This is a genomic window from Sphingomonas sp., from assembly GCF_019749955.1.
In the GTDB taxonomy this organism is placed as follows: domain Bacteria; phylum Pseudomonadota; class Alphaproteobacteria; order Sphingomonadales; family Sphingomonadaceae; genus Sphingomonas.
The window spans coordinates 81,030-97,845 of sequence record NZ_JAIEPC010000008.1 but is presented as its reverse complement, the minus strand read 5'-3'; the positions used below and the strand labels follow the sequence as shown (position 1 = coordinate 97,845).

The following is a 16,816-nucleotide window of genomic DNA, read 5'->3' as shown; positions in this document are numbered from 1 at the left end:
CCCCAGCAGGGGGAGGGGGACCGCGCGCTTCTTCAGCGCGTGGTGGAGGGGGTTGACCGCAAGCGACTCGCTGGCGAAGTCCCCCCTCCGTCAGCCTTCGGCTGCCACCTCCCCCAGACAAGCTGGGGGAGGATTTTGTGACTCTCATCGTTTTCCCCGCGATCGACCTGAAGGCCGGTCAAGTCGTGCGCCTTGCCGAGGGCGATATGGACCGCGCGACCATCTACGGCGACGATCCCGCCGCGCAGGCGATGATCTTCGCCGGGCAAGGCGCCGAACATCTCCACGTCGTCGATCTCGACGGCGCGTTCGCGGGCGATTCGGTCAATGGCGAGGCGGTGAAGGCGATCGTCGAACGCTTCCCCGGCCATGTGCAATTGGGCGGCGGCATCCGCACGCGGGCGAGCATCGAGCGCTGGTTCGATCTCGGCGTGGCGCGCGTCGTGATCGGCACCGCCGCGCTCGACAATCCTGATCTGGTGCGCGAAGCCGCACGCGATTTCCCGGGCGGCATCGTCGTCGCGGTCGATGCCAAGGACGGCATGGTCGCCACCAAGGGCTGGGCCGATGTGTCGACGACCAGCATCATCGATCTCGGCCGCCAGTTCGAGGATGCCGGCGTCGCGGCACTGCTGTTCACCGATGTCGGGCGCGATGGGTTGCTAAAGGGCGTCAATATCGAGGCAACGGTCGACCTCGCCCGCGCGGTCGACATTCCGGTGATCGCGAGCGGCGGGGTGAAGGGCATTGCCGACATCCACATGCTCGCGCTGCATGCGAAATCGGGGATTGAAGGCGTGATTACCGGGCGCGCACTGTACGACGGTCGGCTCGATCTGGCGGTGGCGCTTGAAGTGGCGCGGGCGGCGTGACGAACGTGTTCTGGAGCCTTTTGTTTCTAAGCTGGTCGGTACCATTCTTCTGGAGCCTGCACAGGAGCCGCCATCAGGACAAACGCCAATTCTTCTCGACGTATAGACTTGGTGAAATGACGAGGGATGGATCCCCCGGGGGATATGCAGCGTCACAGGTATGCGAATTTGCTTGCGGATGTTTGATGCTTTTTGGCGCCATTCGTTTTTTGTTCGACAGCCAATGACCGTCCGCGCCCGCGTCATTCCTTGCCTCGACGTCGCCAATGGCCGCGTGGTCAAGGGCGTCAATTTCGTCGATCTGCGCGATGCGGGCGATCCGGTCGAGCAGGCGCGCGCCTATGACGCGGCGGGCGCCGACGAGCTGTGCTTCCTCGACATCACCGCGAGCCACGAAGCGCGCGGGACGATCATCGATGTGGTGCGGCGCACGGCCGAAGTCTGCTTCATGCCGCTCACCGTCGGCGGCGGGGTGCGCAGCGCCGAGGATGCGCGCGCGCTGCTGCTCGCGGGCGCCGACAAGATCGCGGTGAACAGCGCCGCGGTCGCCCGGCCCGAGATCGTGGCCGACATCGCCGATCGCTTCGGCAGCCAGTGCTGCGTCGCCTCGGTCGATGCGCGGCAAGTCGCCGAGGGGCGCTGGGAAGTCTTCACCCATGGCGGACGGCGCGAAACCGGCATCGACGCGGTCGAACATGCGCTGCGGCTCGCCGAGCTGGGCGCGGGTGAGCTGCTGATCACCTCGATGGATCGCGACGGCACGCGCGGTGGCTATGACCTCGCCCTCATCCGCACGATCGCCGATCAGGTGCGCGTGCCGGTGGTGGCGTCGGGCGGCGTCGGCGACCTCGCTGATCTGGTCGCGGGCATTACCGAGGGGCATGCGAGCGCCGTGCTCGCCGCGTCGATCTTCCACTTCGGCGAGGCGAGCATCGCCGATGCGCATCGCGCACTAGCGGCGGCGGGCGTGCCGGTGCGGACGCCGATCGCATAAGCACGGCCTTAACCCGTATCGGCTAAGCTGGCGCAATGCTGGACCTGATCGCCATCACTGCCCACTCAGGCGTCGCGCACCCACGCACCGCGCCCGAACTGTCCGACATCGCGCTGTTCGTGATGGCGGCGGCAGGCGTGTGGTTCGTCCGCCGCGCGCTGCGCCGCCGCTTCGCCAAGGCCCGCGCCGCGAAGGATTGACGCAAGCGCCCGGCTGGGCCAGCCAATCGCGATGGCCGAAGACTTCATAACCACCCTCGAATCGGTGATCCGCAGCCGCCAAGGCGCGGACCCGACGACAAGCTACACCGCCAAACTCTTCGCCGACGGTCGCGCAAAAATCGCGCAGAAAGTCGGCGAGGAAGCCGTCGAAACAGTGATCGCCGCGCTCGGCGACGACCGCACCGCGCTGGTCGGTGAAGCGACCGACCTGATGTTTCACCTGCTCGTACTCCTCGCCGATGCGGACCTCAGCCTCGACGACATCCGCGCCGAAATGCGCCGCCGCGAAGGTGTGTCGGGCATCGATGAGAAGGCGGCGCGCAAGGCCTGAGAACGAATGAGTTTGAGTTGAATCACCCCCCCGTCCCGTTAGTGTCGAGCGAAGTCGAGACACGTTGCGCATCGCCCTTGGCTTGTTTCTCGACTGCGCTCGAAACGAACGGATGGGTTTAAAAGAGACAAGATCCGAGGGAGTACCCCATGCCCACCGATGCCACCCAACCCTATGACGACCAGAACATCTTCGCCAAAATCCTGCGCGACGAAATCCCGTCGAAGCGCGTCTACGAGGACGACTTCGCGGTCGCCTTCCACGACATCAACCCGCAGGCGCCGACGCATATCCTGGTGATCCCGCGCGGGGCCTATGTGTCGTGGGACGATTTCAGCGCGCGCGCCTCGGATGCCGAGATCGCGGGCTTCGTGCGCGCGGTCGGCGACGTCGCGCGCGCCGCCGGGTTGGTCGCGCCGGGATACCGGCTGCTCGCCAACACCGGGCTCGATTCGCATCAGGACGTGCCGCACTTGCATGTCCACATCCTCGCCGGGCGTCCGCTCGGGCCGCTGCTGATGCGATAGGGGATTGCGCGAGAGCAATTTGCGACTACGCTTTGCCGCTTCCACGCATTTCCACCGCGCAAACGCGGGGCAAAGGGGACGATCAACAATGGCATCACGTCCGAGACCGGACTTTTTCACGCGCATGTGGGGTCGCAAGACCCTCGCGCAGGTACAACGCGAAACGCAAACGAGCGAATTGAAGCGTACACTGGGTTCGTGGAACCTGCTGCTGCTCGGCATCGGCTGTATCATCGGCGCGGGCATTTTCGTGCGCACCGGCAATGCAGCCGCGCTGCATGCCGGACCGGCGGTGCTGCTGTCGTTCGTGGTCGCCGGCATCGTCTGTGCCTTTGCCGGTCTCTGTTATGCCGAATTGTCGTCGACACTGCCGGTCTCTGGGTCGGCCTATACCTATAGCTATACCACGCTCGGCGAGTTTGCCGCGTGGATCATGGGCGCCTTGCTGTTGCTCGAATATGGTCTCGCGGCTTCCGTGGTCGCGGTCGGTTGGTCGGGCTATGTCGTCAGCTTGCTCGGCGATTTCGGCATCGTGATCCCGCCCGCGTTGACGGGCCCCACCGGCTATCCGATCCTGAAAGACGGCGTCCAGGTGATCGTCGATGGCGTGCCCGGGGTTTACGATTTCAACCTGCCCGCGTTCCTGATCTGCGGCGTGCTCGCGACCTTGCTCGTCGTCGGCGTGTCCGAAAGCGCCAAGGTCAACAACGCGATCGTCGCGGTCAAGGTCACGGTGATCCTCGCGTTTATCGTGATCTGCGGCTTCACCGTGCTCGCCGATCTGCCGGCGCGCATCGCGGCCAACTGGACACCGTTCATCCCGCCTGCCGAATCCGGCGAAGGCCATTTCGGCGTCGGCGGCATCCTGCGCGCAGCCTCGATCGTGTTCTTTGCCTATATCGGCTTCGAAGCTGTCTCCACGGCGGGGCAAGAGGCCAAGGATCCGAAGAAGGACATGCCGTTCGGCATCATCGGCAGCCTCGTTGTCTGCACAGTGCTCTACATGCTTGTCGCCGCCGTGCTGACGCTGATGGTGAACTACAAGTCGCTGAACGTGCCCGATCCGGTGGCGGTCGCGGTCGACAGCATGGGCCCGCAATGGGCGTGGTTCGCTGGCGTCATCAAGGCCGGTGCCATCATCGGCCTGACCTCCGTCGTGCTCGTGTTAATGTACGGCCAGACGCGCATCATCTACACGATGGCGCGCGACGGTCTGCTGCCGCGCGTGTTTTCCACGATCCATCCCAAGTTCAAGACACCGTGGATCAACACGCTGACCGTGGGGCTGGTGGTCGCGATCGCGGCGGGATTCTTCGACATCAACATCCTGGGCGATCTGACCTCGGTCGGCACGCTGGCAGCCTTTGCGATCGTCTGCCTGACAGTGATCTGGCTGCGGTCCACGGCACCTGATCTGCCGCGCGGTTTCCGGGTCCCGCTTGGCCCGGTGCTGCCGGTGCTCGGCATCTTGTCGTGCCTGTGGCTGATCTCGGCAATTGAGGCCAAGGTGCTGTGGTTCTTCGCTTATTACTCAGCCGGCGCCGTGGTGGTGTATTTCGCCTATGGCATCCACTTCAGCCGACTGCAGCAGGACCAGGACGAAATGCCCGGCCCCGATCTCGGCGAGTTTCCGGGGCCGGTCGTCGGCTGAACGCCGACAAGCGCCTAACAAAAAGGGCCGGGGGATCGCTCCCCCGGCCCTTTTTTCATGCTCGGTGTGCGGTACGGCTCAGGCGACAGCCGCGCCCAGCTTTTCCGCCACCAGCGCCTTCAGGTCGACCATCGGTCGCGCGCCGACATGGCTGATGATTTCGGCCGCGCAGATCGCGCCGATCCGCAGCGACGCCATCAGACCCAGCCCCTGCGCCTGACCGTGGAGGAAGCCCGCCGCAAACAAATCGCCCGCGCCGGTGGTGTCGACCACGCGCTCGATCGGCTCGGCGGCAACCGTCGCAGTCTCGCCGCGCCCGATCGCCAGCGCGCCCTGTTCGCTGCGCGTCACGACCAGCAATGGCACGCTCGAAGAAACCCGCGTCAGTGCTTCCTGAAAATCTTCGGTTTCGGCGAGCGCCAGCAGTTCGTTCTCATTGGCGAACAATATGTCGACCAGCCCATCGGCGAGCAACTGACGAAAATCGTCACCGTGCCGCGAAATGCAGAACACATCAGACAGCGTGAAGGCGACCTTGCGCCCTGCCGCCCGTGCGAAATCGATCGCGGCGCGCATCGCAGCGCGCGGCTCCTCGGGGTCCCACAAATAGCCTTCGAGATAGAGGATCGCGCCTGATTCGATCAGGCCGCGGTCGAGCGCATGCGCCGGCAGGAACTGCGACGCGCCGAGGAAGGTATTCATCGTCCGCTGGCCATCGGGCGTGACGAGAATCAGGCAGCGCGCAGTCGACGGATCGCCCTCCCGCGCCGCCGTATCGAATACGACGCCGGTCGCGCGAATGTCATGCGCGAAGACTTCGCCGAGCTGGTCCTTGGCAACCTGCCCGATGAAGCCGGTCTTGCCGCCAAGCGCCGCGATCCCCGCCACCGTGTTCGCCGCCGATCCGCCGCTGGCTTCGGTGCCCGGGCCCATCTTGGCATAAAGCGCATCGGCTTCGGCCGGTGAGAACATCAGCTGCATCGACCCTTTGGTCATGCCTTCGGCAGTGATGAAGGCATCATCGGCATGCGCGAGCACATCGACAATGGCATTGCCGATCGCGACGACATCGAGTGTCGGGTCGGTGCTGGGTGCGGTCACGAGGTTCTCCTGAAGATTGCGTGCCCGCCGCCTATCGCTGTGCGCGACAATCCGCAACCACGGCGCGGTCGATGCGGGACGACGGGGTTGCCGTTTGCCGCCGGGCGTGCTGCTAGAGAGCGCATGAAGCCGCCGATGATCCGACTTGCCCTGGCCACCTTGGCGCTGCCCATCGGCGGCTGCTCGACGAGCAGCGTCGCGCCGCCCGTGGTGCGGGCAGCCCCTGTGCCGATTCCCAGCGCGCCGCTGCCGCGCGTGGGTCTTGAGCGCGTGCTGGGACAGAATGAACGCGCGCTGATCACCCTGTTCGGCAAACCCGATGCCGATGTCACCGAAGGAACGGCGCGCAAGCTGCAATTTGCGAGCGGAATCTGCGTGCTCGACGCCTATCTCTATCCCAAGGGCAGCGGCGCGCCGGTCGTCACTTATGTCGACGCGCGGCAGACCAACGGCAGCCCGATCGACCGCGCCTCATGCGTCGCCGCGCTCACCCGGCGCGGCGGGGGCAAATAGCCGCGCGAGCGCCCATGCTGCCGCTTCGCGGATAACGTCGGACGGATCATCGGCCAAGGCGCGCAGCGGATCGACCAGCGCCGCATCACCACTGTTGCCCGCCGCGATGGCCGCATTGCGGACCATCCGGTCGCGCCCGATTCGTTTGATCGGTGAGCCTGCGAACACCTCGCGGAAGCTCGCATCATCGAGCGCCAGCAGATCGCCGAGTGCGGGCGCCGACAGTTCGGCGCGGGGCAGGAAGGCGCGGTTGGCAGCAGCAGCGCTGGCGAACTTGTTCCACGGGCACACCGCGAGGCAATCGTCACAGCCATAGACGCGGTTGCCGATGCCTGCGCGCAGCTCGATCGGGATCGGCCCCTTATGCTCGATCGTCAGATAGGAAATGCACCGCCGCGCATCGAGCCGATAGGGCGCGGGAAAGGCGTCGGTCGGGCAGGCGCGCTGGCACGCGTCGCACGATCCGCAGCGATCTCGCCCGGGCGTATCGCTTGCCAGATCAAGTGTGGTGTAAATCGCCCCAAGGAACAGCCAGCTGCCATGATCCCGGCTGACGAGATTGCTGTGCTTGCCCTGCCAGCCCAGCCCTGCGGCCTCGGCGAGCGGTTTTTCCATCACCGGGGCGGTGTCGACGAACACTTTCAGATCACCCCCCGCCTCGGCGACGATCCAGCGCGCGAGCGCCTTGAGCGCGCGTTTGACGACATCGTGATAATCGCCGCCCTGCGCATAGACCGATATCCGCCCCCGCGCGCGCTCCGCTGCCAGCGCAAGCGGATCGACGCCGGGGGCATAGCTCATGCCAAGCGCAATCACGCTGCGGACCTCAGGCCATAAGCCGCCGGGCGAGGCACGCGCATCCGCGCGCGCTTCCATCCAGATCATCTCGCCGTGCATGCCCGCCGCGAGCCAAGCGCGCAGCCGTTCGCCCGCGCGCGGCGCGGCATCGGCGGAAGCGATCCCGCACGCGGCAAAGCCGAGCTCGACCGCTTTCGCTTTCAGCCGCTCGCCGAATGGCTTGTCTTTGTTCATCCTTGCCCGCTAGGTCTGATTATCTGGGTCGGTCTTTCCGCATCGCCCCTACCCCGTTTGGGCTGAGCTTGTCGAAGCCCCGTTCTTCTGGTGCCGCGTGGCGGAGAAGAACGGCCCTTCGACAAGCTCAGGGCAAGCGGGTCTGAAACGAGAGGTTGTGCGTGAACAATAATCTGGCGATCAACGCCACCGGCCTCGTCAAGCGCTTCGGCGATCGCCGCGTGGTCGATGGCGTCGATATCGCGGTGCCCAGGGGCATGATCTACGGCGTGCTTGGCCCCAATGGCGCCGGCAAGACCACGACCTTGCGCATGTTGCTCGGCATTATCGAGCCCGACGAAGGCAGCCGGACCCTGCTCGACCGCGCGATCCCGCGCGAAGCGAGCGACAGCGTCGGCTATCTGCCCGAAGAGCGCGGGCTCTATCCAGCGATGAAAGCGCGCGAGGCGATTGCCTTCATGGGCGCGCTGCGCGGGCTCGATCTCAAGATTGGCCGCAAGCGCGCCGATGGCTTGCTCGAAAACGCCGGGCTCGGCCATGCCGGCGACACCAAGATCAGGAAATTGTCGAAGGGCATGGCCCAGCTCGTCCAGTTGTGCGGATCGGTGGTGCATCAGCCCGAATTGCTGGTGCTCGACGAACCTTTTTCCGGACTCGACCCGGTCAATCAGGAGCGGCTCGAAGCACTGATCCGCGCCGAGCGCGATCGTGGCGCCACCGTGCTGTTCTCGACCCACATCATGGGCCATGCCGAGCGGCTCTGCGACCGGCTTGCGATCATCGCGGGCGGCAAGCGCCGCTTCGAAGGCACCGTGGCCGAAGCGCGCGGGATGCTCCCTTTCAAGGCGCATTATGTGCCGCATCACGAAGGCGATGGCCTGCGCGCGCTGCTGCCGAGGGATGCTGAGCAAAGCCACGACGGCTGGACCTTCACCATGCCCGATGCCGGGATTGAGGCGCTGTTGATGCAATTGATCGAAGCCGGTTACGGCATTTCGGGGCTGTCGATCGAACGGCCGAGCCTGCATGACGCGTTCGTCCGCATCGTCGGCCGCGACGCGCTGGATGCAGCGGCATGAGCGGGAGTAATCGCGCGCGCCTGATCCGCCAGACGCTGACGATCGCGCGGCGTGACTTCACCGCGACGGTCTTCACGCCCTTGTTCCTGCTGTTCCTGCTGTCGCCGATGATCATGATCGCCTTCGCATCGATCGGCGCGGTCGGCGGCGCGACGCTCGCGCGCGGATCGGGCGACAAGGTCCAGATCATCGCCATCGCCGGTCCCGATCAGGCCCCGGCGCTGATCGCCGCCGACAAGCGGCTGCGCCAGATTGTGCGCCGTAGCGATGCGCCGCCGCTCAAGATCGAAACTCCGAGCGCCGATCCGAAAGCGCAGGCGCGCGCCGCATTCGACGGGCGCGACACTGATGTCGCCGCCGTGCTCTATGGCCCGCTCGACCGCCCGCAAATTCTCTATGGCACGGCAGGGGTGCGCGCCTCCGACTATCTCGCCACGCTCGCCGACACCGTGCTGCGTGACCAAAAGCTTGGCGACAAACCGCTGAGCGTCGCCACCAAAACCTCGATCGTCCGCACCAAGGCTTCGCGATCGGGGCGCAACCAATCGGCTTTCCTCGCGGTCACCGGCATCTTCTTCCTGACATTATTCCTGTCGGGCCAGGCCGTCGGGACGATGGCCGAGGAGCGCAGCAACAAGGTGATCGAGATTCTTGCCGCCGCCGTGCCGCTCGAATCGGTTTTCCTCGGCAAGCTGCTCGGCATGTTCGGTGTCGCGGTGCTGTTCGTGACGTTCTGGGGCACGTTGCTCAGCCAGGTCGGGCGCCTGCTGCCCGGTGGCGGTGCCGCGCTGGCCGAATTGGCGCCTGCGGTCGGCATGCCAGTGTTCGTGCTGTTGTTCTGCGGCTATTTCACCATGGCCTATATGCTGCTCGGCGCGGTGTTCCTGAGTGTCGGCGCGCAGGCGCAGACGATGCGTGAAATCCAGATGCTGTCGCTGCCGATCACGATCGTCCAGATGGCGATGTTCGGTCTCGCCTCGGCCGCCGCTGCCGATCCGGGCAGCACGATCGCGACGATCGCCGAAGTGTTCCCGCTCAGCTCGCCCTTCGCGATGGCCGCACACGCCGCGAACAAGCCCGAGATCTGGCCGCATCTGCTCGCGCTCGCGTGGCAAGGCCTGTGGGTCGCGATCACCATCTGGATCGGCGCAGGCGCGTTCCGGCGCGGGGTGCTCAAATCGGGTAGCGGCCGCAAAGGGCTGATGGCGCGTTTCGTCCGCCGCTGACCGCAACGCCTATTGACATCAATGTCAGTTGGTAGTGTCTTACCGACATAAGGGACTCTGGAGGGAGAGGCGACGATGGCGACACTTGCGCAGGATGCAGCAACCGAAACAGCCGTCGATCCGCTCGACGTCAGCCGTGGCGAACTTTACAGCGAAGACCGGTGGCAGGAGCCTTTCGAGCGGCTCCGCGCCGAATCGCCCGTCCATTATGTCCCTGCCAGCGATTTCGGCGCTTATTGGTCGGTGTCGACCTACAAGCCGATCGTCGAGGTCGAATCGCTTCCCGATATCTACTCGTCCGAAGCGGGCGGCATCACGCTGGCCGATTTCGACGAGAATATGCCCGGCGCGGTCAAGATGCCGATGTTCATCGCGATGGACCGCCCCAAGCACACCGGCCAGCGCCGCACCGTCGCCCCGGCCTTCACCCCGAGCGAAATGGTGCGGATGACGGACAATATCCGCACCCGGACGTCGGAGATTCTCGACGCTCTGCCCTGGGGTCAGGAATTCGATTGGGTCGACACCGTCTCGGTCGAACTGACCACGCAAATGCTCGCAATCCTGTTCGATTTCCCGTGGGAAGACCGACGCAAGCTGACCTTCTGGTCCGACTGGGCGGGTGATATCGAATTGTTCAAGGACGAGGAAAAGCGCCTCGAACGATTGCAGCATATGCACGAATGCGCTGCCTATTTCGGCAATTTGTGGCAGCAAAAGATCGGCAAGGAGCCGACGCCCGACCTGATTTCGATGATGATCCATTCGGACGCGATGTCGGAAATGGATCAGATGGAGTTTCTGGGCAATCTGATCCTGCTGATCGTCGGCGGCAATGACACGACACGCAATTCGATGAGCGCCGCCGCTTACGGCCTCGACCTGTTTCCCGACGAGCGCGCCAAGCTGGAGGCCAATCCGGCGCTGACCCACAATGCGACGCAGGAAATCATCCGCTGGCAGACCCCGCTTGCGCATATGCGCCGTACCGCAACGCAGGACACCATGCTCGAAGGCCAGCAGATCAAGGCGGGCGACAAGCTCGCACTTTGGTATCTCTCGGCCAACCGCGACCGCAGCATCTTCGGCGATGATGCCGACCAGATCGTCGTTGATCGCCCCAATGCGCGCCGCCATTTGGCATTCGGCCACGGCATTCACCGCTGCGTCGGTGCGCGCCTCGCCGAACTCCAGATCAGCGTGTTGCTGGAGGAAATGGCCAAGCGGCGGATGCGCGTGAATGTCGTCGGCGAGCCGGTGCGCGTCAAAGCCTGTTTCGTCCATGGCTATCGCAAGCTGCCCGTCGAAATTAGTCGCTACTGAAATCCGAAACGCCCCTGTCTCCGTAACTAATGCACCGCTGCCTTCGTAGTGATGGCAGTAAGCAAGCTATGGGGACGACCATGACCGACCGCCGCCAATTTCTCTCGATCGCCGCTATCGGCGCAGGCGCTGCTGCCTTGTTCGGCTGGCGCAGCCAGCCCGCCGAAGCCGCCGAGAAATTCGAATATCAGCTGAGCGACGCTGCGTGGCGCAAGAAGCTCAGCCCCGCCGCCTATCGCACGCTGCGCCACGAAGACACCGAATATCCGGGGTCAAGCCCGCTCAACAACGAGCATCGCGCGGGCATTTTTGGTTGTGCGGGTTGCGACCTGCCGCTCTATTCGTCGCGCGCCAAGTTCGACAGCGGCACGGGCTGGCCGAGCTTCTGGATGCCGCTCAAGGACGCGGTGCGGACGAAAACCGACACGCTGCTGGGTTTCTCACGGGTCGAAGTCCACTGCCGCCGCTGCGGCGGGCATCTCGGCCATGTGTTCGATGATGGCCCGCGCCCGACCGGCAAGCGTTACTGCATGAATGGCGTCGCGATGACGTTCAAGCCCGGCAAGGCTTGAGCGCCGAGCGCTGGATGACTTGGGGTTGACCTTAACCCCTACCCGTTCGTGTCGAGCGAAGTCGAGACACCTTGCGCACCGCCCGTAGCTTGTTTCTCGACTGCGCTCGAAACGAACGGATTGAGGTGAGGAAGTAGCCGTCTATCCTCAATCTTCGATCGCGACCAAAGTCGAGATGCCGCGCGCACCGGTGCTCTTGGTCGCGATCGTGGTCGGATCAGCGAAGAGTTCGTCGGCACCGTCGCGATAGATGAACCCCTTGGTCGGATAGGCCGTCAGCCCGAGTCCGCGCATGGGGCCGTACCAGACGCGGACTTTGCTCCAGTCGCCGGCTTCGGAAACGTCGACCGCGCGGACGTTGCGCTCGATGCCGCCGCGCGTCGACCAATTGGCGTGGGTGAGCAGCACTTCACGCTCGCTGACGATCTCGCTGACCATCGCGACATGGCCGTTGCGCATCTTGGCGGTCGACGCGAAGGCGAGCACGGCGCCAACCTTCGGCGCGTTGCCACGGGCATAACGACCGGCGGCCTGATCCCACCAAGTATAGGCATTGCCACGAATTTCGATGCCCGACACCTCACGGGCGAAGGGGACACATTGCAAACCGCGCGCAAGCGCCGGGGCTGATGTCATCAGGATGCAGGAAAACACCAGCGCGAATCGCGCTGCGAGCGTCTTGATTGTCATGGACCCCCCAAAGGTCGTCTGAACGTTGTTAAATGCTACAAAGCAGAGCCGCGCGGCGGTGGAAACCCTTTCGCGGCGATGAACGGAACCTTTCGGGACGAACGGTTGTTACCGGACGATGACTTGCTGCGGCGGTGCAGCATGGCGAGCGCAATCGACGAGGGTCCGCGCTACTCGGCGGCCGTTGCGCCCAATCTGGCGAGTCGCGCCTGATGTTCGGCGCGCCCGAACGGGAAGCGCGAATAAGCAAAAGCCCCCAGCCCGTAGAACAGGATCATCGCGCCCGCGAACACCAGGATCAGCCGGTTGATCGTCTCAGCCGACACCGATCCCGGCACGGCGGCCGCCGGAAAGGCCGCAATCGTCAAAATCGTCCCGGCCATCAACGTGCCGAGGCCACCGACCAATTTCTGTACGAAAAAGCTGCCAGCGAAAAACACACCCTCGGATCGCCGCCCCGTGCGCATTTCCGATTCCTCGACGACGTCCGACAGCATCGCTGCGCCGATGATGAACGATGAAATGCCACACGCATTGTTGAGTGCGAAGATCGCTAGCAGCAGCGGCAGGCCGACGGCTGAGTCCATCGACGGAAACAGGCCGAGCAGGCGCAATATGTAAGGGCTGGTAATCAGCATGGCATTGGCCAGCGCAAAGGCCGCGCCAATGCGATGCTTGTCGCCCGTGCGCGTCGCACGCGGCGCGATGATAAAGGCCGTCACGGCCCCCGCGAACAGGGCCACCGTCAGCCATTGATAATCGGCGCCTTTGAAGCCCCAGACGAACTGATACAAATAATTCGACAGCGCGAACGAAATGCCTTGCGCGGTATAGGCGAAGACGCCCGCGATCATCAGGACAATGAAGCCCTTGTTGCGCACCGTCTGGCCAAAGGCCCGGAAATGTCCCGCTGCCGACTCGCCCGTCGAGACGTAGCGCGGCATATGCTTGATCTGGGGATGGAGCCCCAGGGATGAGCCGATAATCGCGAAAAACATCGCGACCGCGCCAAACAGCGCCATGCGCGAATAGCCATCGGGGTTCTGCAGCCCCACCGCATGCGCGGCATCGGGGACGAGGAAGAAGGCATAGCTGAGCGACAACATCGTCAGCCCGCCACCCCAGGCGAAAAGATAGCGATAGGAAAACAGCCGCGTGCGCTCGTCATAATCGGCGCTGAGTTCAGGCCCCATCGCCGCCGACGGGATTTCGAACGCCGACAGCGCAAGCCGGACGAGCAATGCCGCGCCGAACAAATAGCCGAGCAGCGCAGGCTCCGACCAGCCTTGCGGCGGGTTCCACAGCAGCAACCAGCCGGCCGAAATCGGCACGGCCGACGCGTACATCCACGGGTGTCGCCGCCCCCAGCGCGACTTGGTGTGATCCGACAAGAAGCCCACAAAGGGGTCGGCGAAGGCCTCTACCACCAGCACCGCCGCAATCACCGCGCCCACGGTCGCAGCGGGGAGACCCACGACCTGATTGTAGAACAGCAGCAGAAAGGTCGCGAAGCCGCTGTCCTTGATGCCGTAAGCGACCGATCCGAACCCGAATGACCAGCGGCTGAGCGCCGATAACTTGCGGACGGGCGGCACCGCCGACGCGGCTTCGCTCACTTCTTGAAAGCCTCAAGCATCGCGAACAGCGACGGCACATTCGGGTCCCAGCTATGGCGCGGGCCCAAAGTCATCCCGCCATCGACGACGATATGCGTGCCCGTCACAAAGGCCGCATCATCGCTCGCCAGATAAGCGACGGCGGCGGCAATATCGTCGGGCGATCCGGCGCGCTGCACCGGCTGCGCGGCGGCGGCAATTCCCGCAATCGCGGTATTGGCCTGATCACGCGCGCCGCCATCGATTTCCATCGCGCTGGTAAAGATGTTGGTGGTGATGAAGCCGGGGCAGACCGCGTTCACGCGAATCTTGTGCTGCGCGAGATCGGCGGCGGCGAGGTGCGTCAGGTGCAGCACCCCGGCCTTTGCCACTGAATAAGCCGTCGGGGCAGCACCGGTCTGAAGTGCTGCAATAGATGCGGTGTTGACGATCGCGCCGCCACCCCGCGCGGCCATCAACGGCGCAGCATAGCGAATGCCAAGCGCGACCGATCGCAGCAGCAGGTCTTGGGTGAAATCCCATTCGTCGGGCGTAATTTCGTCGATCTTTGCCCGCGCACCGCCCGCACCCGCATTGTTGAACAGCACGTCGATGCCGCCAGCTGCATCGGCTGCCGTGATCAGCGCTTCGATCTCGCCCGCCTCGCAGACATTGCAGCGCTGGAATCGGATGCGCCCGTTTGAGGTTTCGGCGATCTCGCGCCCTGCCGCTTCGTCGATGTCGCCGATCAGCACCTGGGCGCCTTCGCGTACCAGCCGCAGCGCGGTTGCGTGGCCAATTCCCGATGCACCGCCGGTAACGACGGCGCGCTTGCCTGCAAAGCGCATAACCTCTCCTGCTTCTGGTTTTTTGGCACCATAGTATGGGGCTGCCGCCCGTCAATCGACGGCTTTCGAAATCCGGGTTTGGGTTGCGGCAAGCCGCGCCCATGATTACGACGGCGCCAAACAGGAGAGGCATTTACCGCCATGGCGCTCGACGCAGAAACCTTCGATCAGCTGATCGACACCGTCCGTCGTTTCGTGACCGAACGGCTGCGCCCGCTCGAAGCGCAGGTCGAGGAAGACGACGCGATCCCCGCCGATGTCGTGCGCGAAATGCGCGACCTCGGCCTCTATGGGCTGTCGATCAGCGAGGACTATGGTGGCCTCGGCCTGACGATGCTCGAGGAATGCAAGGTCGCAATCGAGCTCGGCCGCACGACGCCTGCCTTCCGCTCGACCTTCGGCACCAATGTCGGCATCGGCAGCCAGGGCCTCGTGATGGCGGGTAGCCCAGAGCAAAAGGCGCTATGGCTCCCGCGCATCGCCAGCGGCGAAATCGTCACCAGCTTTGCGCTCACCGAACCCGATGTCGGCAGCGATTCGGGCGCGGTGAAGACGCGCGCGGTGAAGGCCAAAGACGCAAATGGTGCCGACGTGTACCGGCTCAGCGGCACCAAGCGCTACATCACCAATGCCGACAAGGCCGATCTGTTCACCGTGATGGCCCGCACCGGCGAGGAACCCGGCGCGCGCGGCGTTTCCGCCTTTCTCGTGCCGCGTGACCTGCCGGGGCTGTCGATCGGCCATCCCGAAAAGAAGATGGGGCAAAAGGGCGCCAAAGTCGCCGACGTCAATTTCGACGATGTCGCCGTGCCCGTCGCCAATCGGCTCGGTGCCGAGGGCGAGGGCTTCAAGATCGCGATGCGCGTGCTCGATCGCGGGCGGCTCCACATTTCGGCGGTGTGCGTCGGCGTCGCCGAGCGGCTGATCGCCGATTGCGTGGCTTATGCGAGCGAGCGCAAGCAGTTCGGCAAGGCGATCAGCGAGCATCAGCTCATCCAGGCGATGATCGCCGATTCGAAAACCGAAGCCCTCGCCGCGCGCGCGCTGGTCCTCGAGACCGCTGCGGCGAAGGACGCGGGGAAAGACGTGGTGATGGAATCGGCCGCGTCGAAATACTACGCCAGCGAGATGGTCGGCCGCGTCGCCGACCGCGCGGTGCAGATTTACGGCGGTGCGGGCTATATCGCCGATTACGGCATCGAACGGCTCTACCGCGACGTGCGCCTGTTCCGCATCTACGAAGGCACCAGCCAGATCCAGCAATTGATCATCGCACGCGAGACGATCAAACGCGGCGGCTAGTCTGCGCTAACAACAAAAACCCCGTTCGTTTCGAGCGAAGTCGAGAAACAGGCCCCAAGCGCCGCGAAAGGTTTCTCGACCGCGCTCGAAACGAACGGATGACAGGAGAAGATTGAATGGACACCACCAACCTGTTCCGGCTCGACGGCCGCATTGCACTCGTCACCGGCGGCTCGCGCGGCATTGGCAAGATGATCGCGGCGGGCTTCATTGCCCAAGGCGCGACTGTCTATATTAGCGCGCGCAAGGCCGAGGCGTGCTTCGAAACCGCCAAGGAACTGGGCGACAAGTGCATCGCACTGCCGCAGGACGTTTCGACCGTCGCAGGGTGCAAGGCGCTCGCCGCGCAACTCGCCGAGCACACGGACAAGCTCGACATCCTCGTCAACAATGCCGGCGCCGCCTGGGGTGAAAGCTTCGAGACTTTCCCCGAAAAAGGCTGGGACAAGGTGATGGACCTGAACGTCAAATCGCCTTTCTTCCTGACGCAGGCACTGCACGAAGCGCTCAAGGCCGCCGCGAGCGCGGGCCAGCCCGCCAAGGTCATCAACATTACCTCGATCGATGGCCTTCGCCTCAACCCGTGGGAGACGTACAGCTATCATGCGTCGAAATCGGCGCTGATTTACCTCACCAAGCGAATGGCCGCCCGACTGGTGCGCGACCATATCAACGTCACGTCGATCGCGCCGGGCGCTTTCGCGAGCGAAATGAACAAGGCCGCGCGCGATCACGGCGACACGATCGCACAAGGCATCCCGTCGAAGCGGATTGGCGTCGACGAGGACATGGCCGGGACCGCGATCTACCTCGCGAGCCGCGCAGGCGATTATGTCGTGGGCGAGACGATCGCGGTCGATGGCGGCCTGGTCTATGGCGCGCTCGGGACCAGCATCGACGCATGAACTGGCGCTGATACAGACCGTTACAAACGAATCG

The 16,816-nt window shown here is 64.4% G+C and carries 18 protein-coding genes; 13 read left to right on the top strand and 5 right to left on the bottom strand.

All coding sequences use genetic code 11. From position 1 onward, the window contains the following. The first annotated feature begins 137 nt into the window (after nucleotides 1-137). The 6 genes from hisA (at nucleotide 138) to K2W81_RS01515 (ending at nucleotide 4,596) form a co-directional block, all read left to right on the top strand. Entirely contained in the window at nucleotides 138-872 is a 735-nt protein-coding gene (gene hisA / locus K2W81_RS01540) for a 1-(5-phosphoribosyl)-5-[(5-phosphoribosylamino)methylideneamino]imidazole-4-carboxamide isomerase (RefSeq protein ID WP_294100695.1), read from the top strand. Between the two features lie 223 nt (nucleotides 873-1,095). Beyond that, entirely contained in the window at nucleotides 1,096-1,866 is a 771-nt protein-coding gene (gene hisF / locus K2W81_RS01535; RefSeq protein WP_294100693.1) for an imidazole glycerol phosphate synthase subunit HisF, read from the top strand. 35 nt (nucleotides 1,867-1,901) lie between these two features. Continuing rightward, nucleotides 1,902-2,066, top strand: a complete 165-nt coding sequence (locus tag K2W81_RS01530; RefSeq protein ID WP_294100692.1) for a hypothetical protein — start codon at nucleotides 1,902-1,904, stop codon at nucleotides 2,064-2,066. 31 nt (nucleotides 2,067-2,097) lie between these two features. Then, the gene (locus tag K2W81_RS01525) at nucleotides 2,098-2,418 is read left to right on the top strand and encodes a phosphoribosyl-ATP diphosphatase (protein WP_294100690.1); all 321 of its coding nucleotides are present in this window, start codon (nucleotides 2,098-2,100) and stop codon (nucleotides 2,416-2,418) included. Nucleotides 2,419-2,567: 149 nt separating this feature from the next. Beyond that, nucleotides 2,568-2,945, top strand: coding sequence for a histidine triad nucleotide-binding protein (locus tag K2W81_RS01520; RefSeq protein ID WP_294100689.1), 378 nt, complete (start codon nucleotides 2,568-2,570; stop codon nucleotides 2,943-2,945). Between the two features lie 178 nt (nucleotides 2,946-3,123). Then, nucleotides 3,124-4,596 (top strand): amino acid permease, encoded by a 1,473-nt coding sequence (locus K2W81_RS01515; RefSeq protein WP_294100687.1) that lies wholly within the window; start codon nucleotides 3,124-3,126, stop codon nucleotides 4,594-4,596. A 78-nt stretch (nucleotides 4,597-4,674) separates the two neighbouring features. Here K2W81_RS01515 and K2W81_RS01510 read toward each other — a convergent pair whose 3' ends face one another. After that, nucleotides 4,675-5,697, bottom strand: a complete 1,023-nt coding sequence (locus tag K2W81_RS01510) for an adenosine kinase (RefSeq protein ID WP_294100685.1) — start codon at nucleotides 5,695-5,697, stop codon at nucleotides 4,675-4,677. A gap of 123 nt (nucleotides 5,698-5,820) precedes the next feature. Here K2W81_RS01510 and K2W81_RS01505 point away from each other — a divergent pair, with 123 nt between their 5' ends. Continuing rightward, complete coding sequence (locus K2W81_RS01505; protein WP_294100684.1) at nucleotides 5,821-6,210, top strand: hypothetical protein; 390 nt, start codon at nucleotides 5,821-5,823, stop codon at nucleotides 6,208-6,210. Here K2W81_RS01505 and queG read toward each other — a convergent pair. Further along, nucleotides 6,169-7,242 carry a tRNA epoxyqueuosine(34) reductase QueG gene (queG, locus tag K2W81_RS01500; RefSeq protein WP_294100683.1) on the bottom strand — a complete coding sequence of 358 codons (1,074 nt, stop codon included), beginning with the start codon at nucleotides 7,240-7,242 and terminating at the stop codon, nucleotides 6,169-6,171. The genes K2W81_RS01505 and queG overlap by 42 nt on opposite strands. A gap of 161 nt (nucleotides 7,243-7,403) precedes the next feature. Between queG and K2W81_RS01495 the strand changes: the two genes are divergently transcribed. The 4 genes from K2W81_RS01495 (at nucleotide 7,404) to msrB (ending at nucleotide 11,442) form a co-directional block, all read left to right on the top strand. Beyond that, on the top strand, nucleotides 7,404-8,321 hold the full coding sequence (locus K2W81_RS01495) for an ATP-binding cassette domain-containing protein (RefSeq protein ID WP_294100682.1): 918 nt from the start codon (nucleotides 7,404-7,406) through the stop codon (nucleotides 8,319-8,321). Then, nucleotides 8,318-9,547 carry an ABC transporter permease gene (locus tag K2W81_RS01490; protein ID WP_294100681.1) on the top strand — a complete coding sequence of 410 codons (1,230 nt, stop codon included), beginning with the start codon at nucleotides 8,318-8,320 and terminating at the stop codon, nucleotides 9,545-9,547. Before K2W81_RS01495 ends, K2W81_RS01490 begins: the two co-directional genes overlap by 4 nt. Before the next feature lie 75 nt (nucleotides 9,548-9,622). After that, nucleotides 9,623-10,870 carry a cytochrome P450 gene (locus tag K2W81_RS01485; RefSeq protein ID WP_294100680.1) on the top strand — a complete coding sequence of 416 codons (1,248 nt, stop codon included), beginning with the start codon at nucleotides 9,623-9,625 and terminating at the stop codon, nucleotides 10,868-10,870. Nucleotides 10,871-10,950: 80 nt separating this feature from the next. Continuing rightward, the gene (gene msrB, locus K2W81_RS01480) at nucleotides 10,951-11,442 is read left to right on the top strand and encodes a peptide-methionine (R)-S-oxide reductase MsrB (protein WP_294100679.1); all 492 of its coding nucleotides are present in this window, start codon (nucleotides 10,951-10,953) and stop codon (nucleotides 11,440-11,442) included. A 147-nt stretch (nucleotides 11,443-11,589) separates the two neighbouring features. On the opposite strand, the gene K2W81_RS01475 is transcribed toward msrB, so the two are convergent. The 3 genes from K2W81_RS01475 to K2W81_RS01465 form a co-directional block, all read right to left on the bottom strand. After that, nucleotides 11,590-12,132 carry a CHAP domain-containing protein gene (locus K2W81_RS01475; RefSeq protein WP_294100677.1) on the bottom strand — a complete coding sequence of 181 codons (543 nt, stop codon included), beginning with the start codon at nucleotides 12,130-12,132 and terminating at the stop codon, nucleotides 11,590-11,592. A gap of 170 nt (nucleotides 12,133-12,302) precedes the next feature. After that, entirely contained in the window at nucleotides 12,303-13,748 is a 1,446-nt protein-coding gene (locus K2W81_RS01470; RefSeq protein ID WP_294100675.1) for an MFS transporter, read from the bottom strand. Then, nucleotides 13,745-14,575, bottom strand: a complete 831-nt coding sequence (locus K2W81_RS01465) for an SDR family NAD(P)-dependent oxidoreductase (protein ID WP_294100674.1) — start codon at nucleotides 14,573-14,575, stop codon at nucleotides 13,745-13,747. Before K2W81_RS01465 ends, K2W81_RS01470 begins: the two co-directional genes overlap by 4 nt. A 141-nt stretch (nucleotides 14,576-14,716) precedes the next feature. On the opposite strand from K2W81_RS01465, the gene K2W81_RS01460 reads away from it, so the two are divergent. Continuing rightward, nucleotides 14,717-15,877: an acyl-CoA dehydrogenase family protein gene (locus tag K2W81_RS01460; protein WP_294100672.1), complete on the top strand. Its 1,161-nt coding sequence runs from the start codon at nucleotides 14,717-14,719 to the stop codon at nucleotides 15,875-15,877. 116 nt (nucleotides 15,878-15,993) lie between these two features. Further along, nucleotides 15,994-16,782 carry an SDR family NAD(P)-dependent oxidoreductase gene (locus tag K2W81_RS01455; protein ID WP_294100670.1) on the top strand — a complete coding sequence of 263 codons (789 nt, stop codon included), beginning with the start codon at nucleotides 15,994-15,996 and terminating at the stop codon, nucleotides 16,780-16,782. Nucleotides 16,783-16,816: the final 34 nt, after the last annotated feature.

Excerpts from the sequence above, each read along its gene's own strand:
- K2W81_RS01520 (WP_294100689.1), top strand. The coding sequence starts at position 2,568 with ATGCCCACCGATGCCACCCAACCCTATGACGACCAGAACATCTTCGCC.
- K2W81_RS01460 (WP_294100672.1), top strand. The coding sequence starts at position 14,717 with ATGGCGCTCGACGCAGAAACCTTCGATCAGCTGATCGACACCGTCCGT.
- K2W81_RS01455 (WP_294100670.1), top strand. The coding sequence starts at position 15,994 with ATGGACACCACCAACCTGTTCCGGCTCGACGGCCGCATTGCACTCGTC.
- hisF (WP_294100693.1), top strand. The coding sequence starts at position 1,096 with ATGACCGTCCGCGCCCGCGTCATTCCTTGCCTCGACGTCGCCAATGGC.
- K2W81_RS01530 (WP_294100692.1), top strand. The coding sequence starts at position 1,902 with ATGCTGGACCTGATCGCCATCACTGCCCACTCAGGCGTCGCGCACCCA.
- K2W81_RS01525 (WP_294100690.1), top strand. The coding sequence starts at position 2,098 with ATGGCCGAAGACTTCATAACCACCCTCGAATCGGTGATCCGCAGCCGC.
- K2W81_RS01505 (WP_294100684.1), top strand. The coding sequence starts at position 5,821 with ATGAAGCCGCCGATGATCCGACTTGCCCTGGCCACCTTGGCGCTGCCC.
- K2W81_RS01485 (WP_294100680.1), top strand. The coding sequence starts at position 9,623 with ATGGCGACACTTGCGCAGGATGCAGCAACCGAAACAGCCGTCGATCCG.
- msrB (WP_294100679.1), top strand. The coding sequence starts at position 10,951 with ATGACCGACCGCCGCCAATTTCTCTCGATCGCCGCTATCGGCGCAGGC.
- K2W81_RS01490 (WP_294100681.1), top strand. The coding sequence starts at position 8,318 with ATGAGCGGGAGTAATCGCGCGCGCCTGATCCGCCAGACGCTGACGATC.
- K2W81_RS01465 (WP_294100674.1), bottom strand. The coding sequence starts at position 14,575 with ATGCGCTTTGCAGGCAAGCGCGCCGTCGTTACCGGCGGTGCATCGGGA.
- queG (WP_294100683.1), bottom strand. The coding sequence starts at position 7,242 with ATGAACAAAGACAAGCCATTCGGCGAGCGGCTGAAAGCGAAAGCGGTC.
- K2W81_RS01475 (WP_294100677.1), bottom strand. The coding sequence starts at position 12,132 with ATGACAATCAAGACGCTCGCAGCGCGATTCGCGCTGGTGTTTTCCTGC.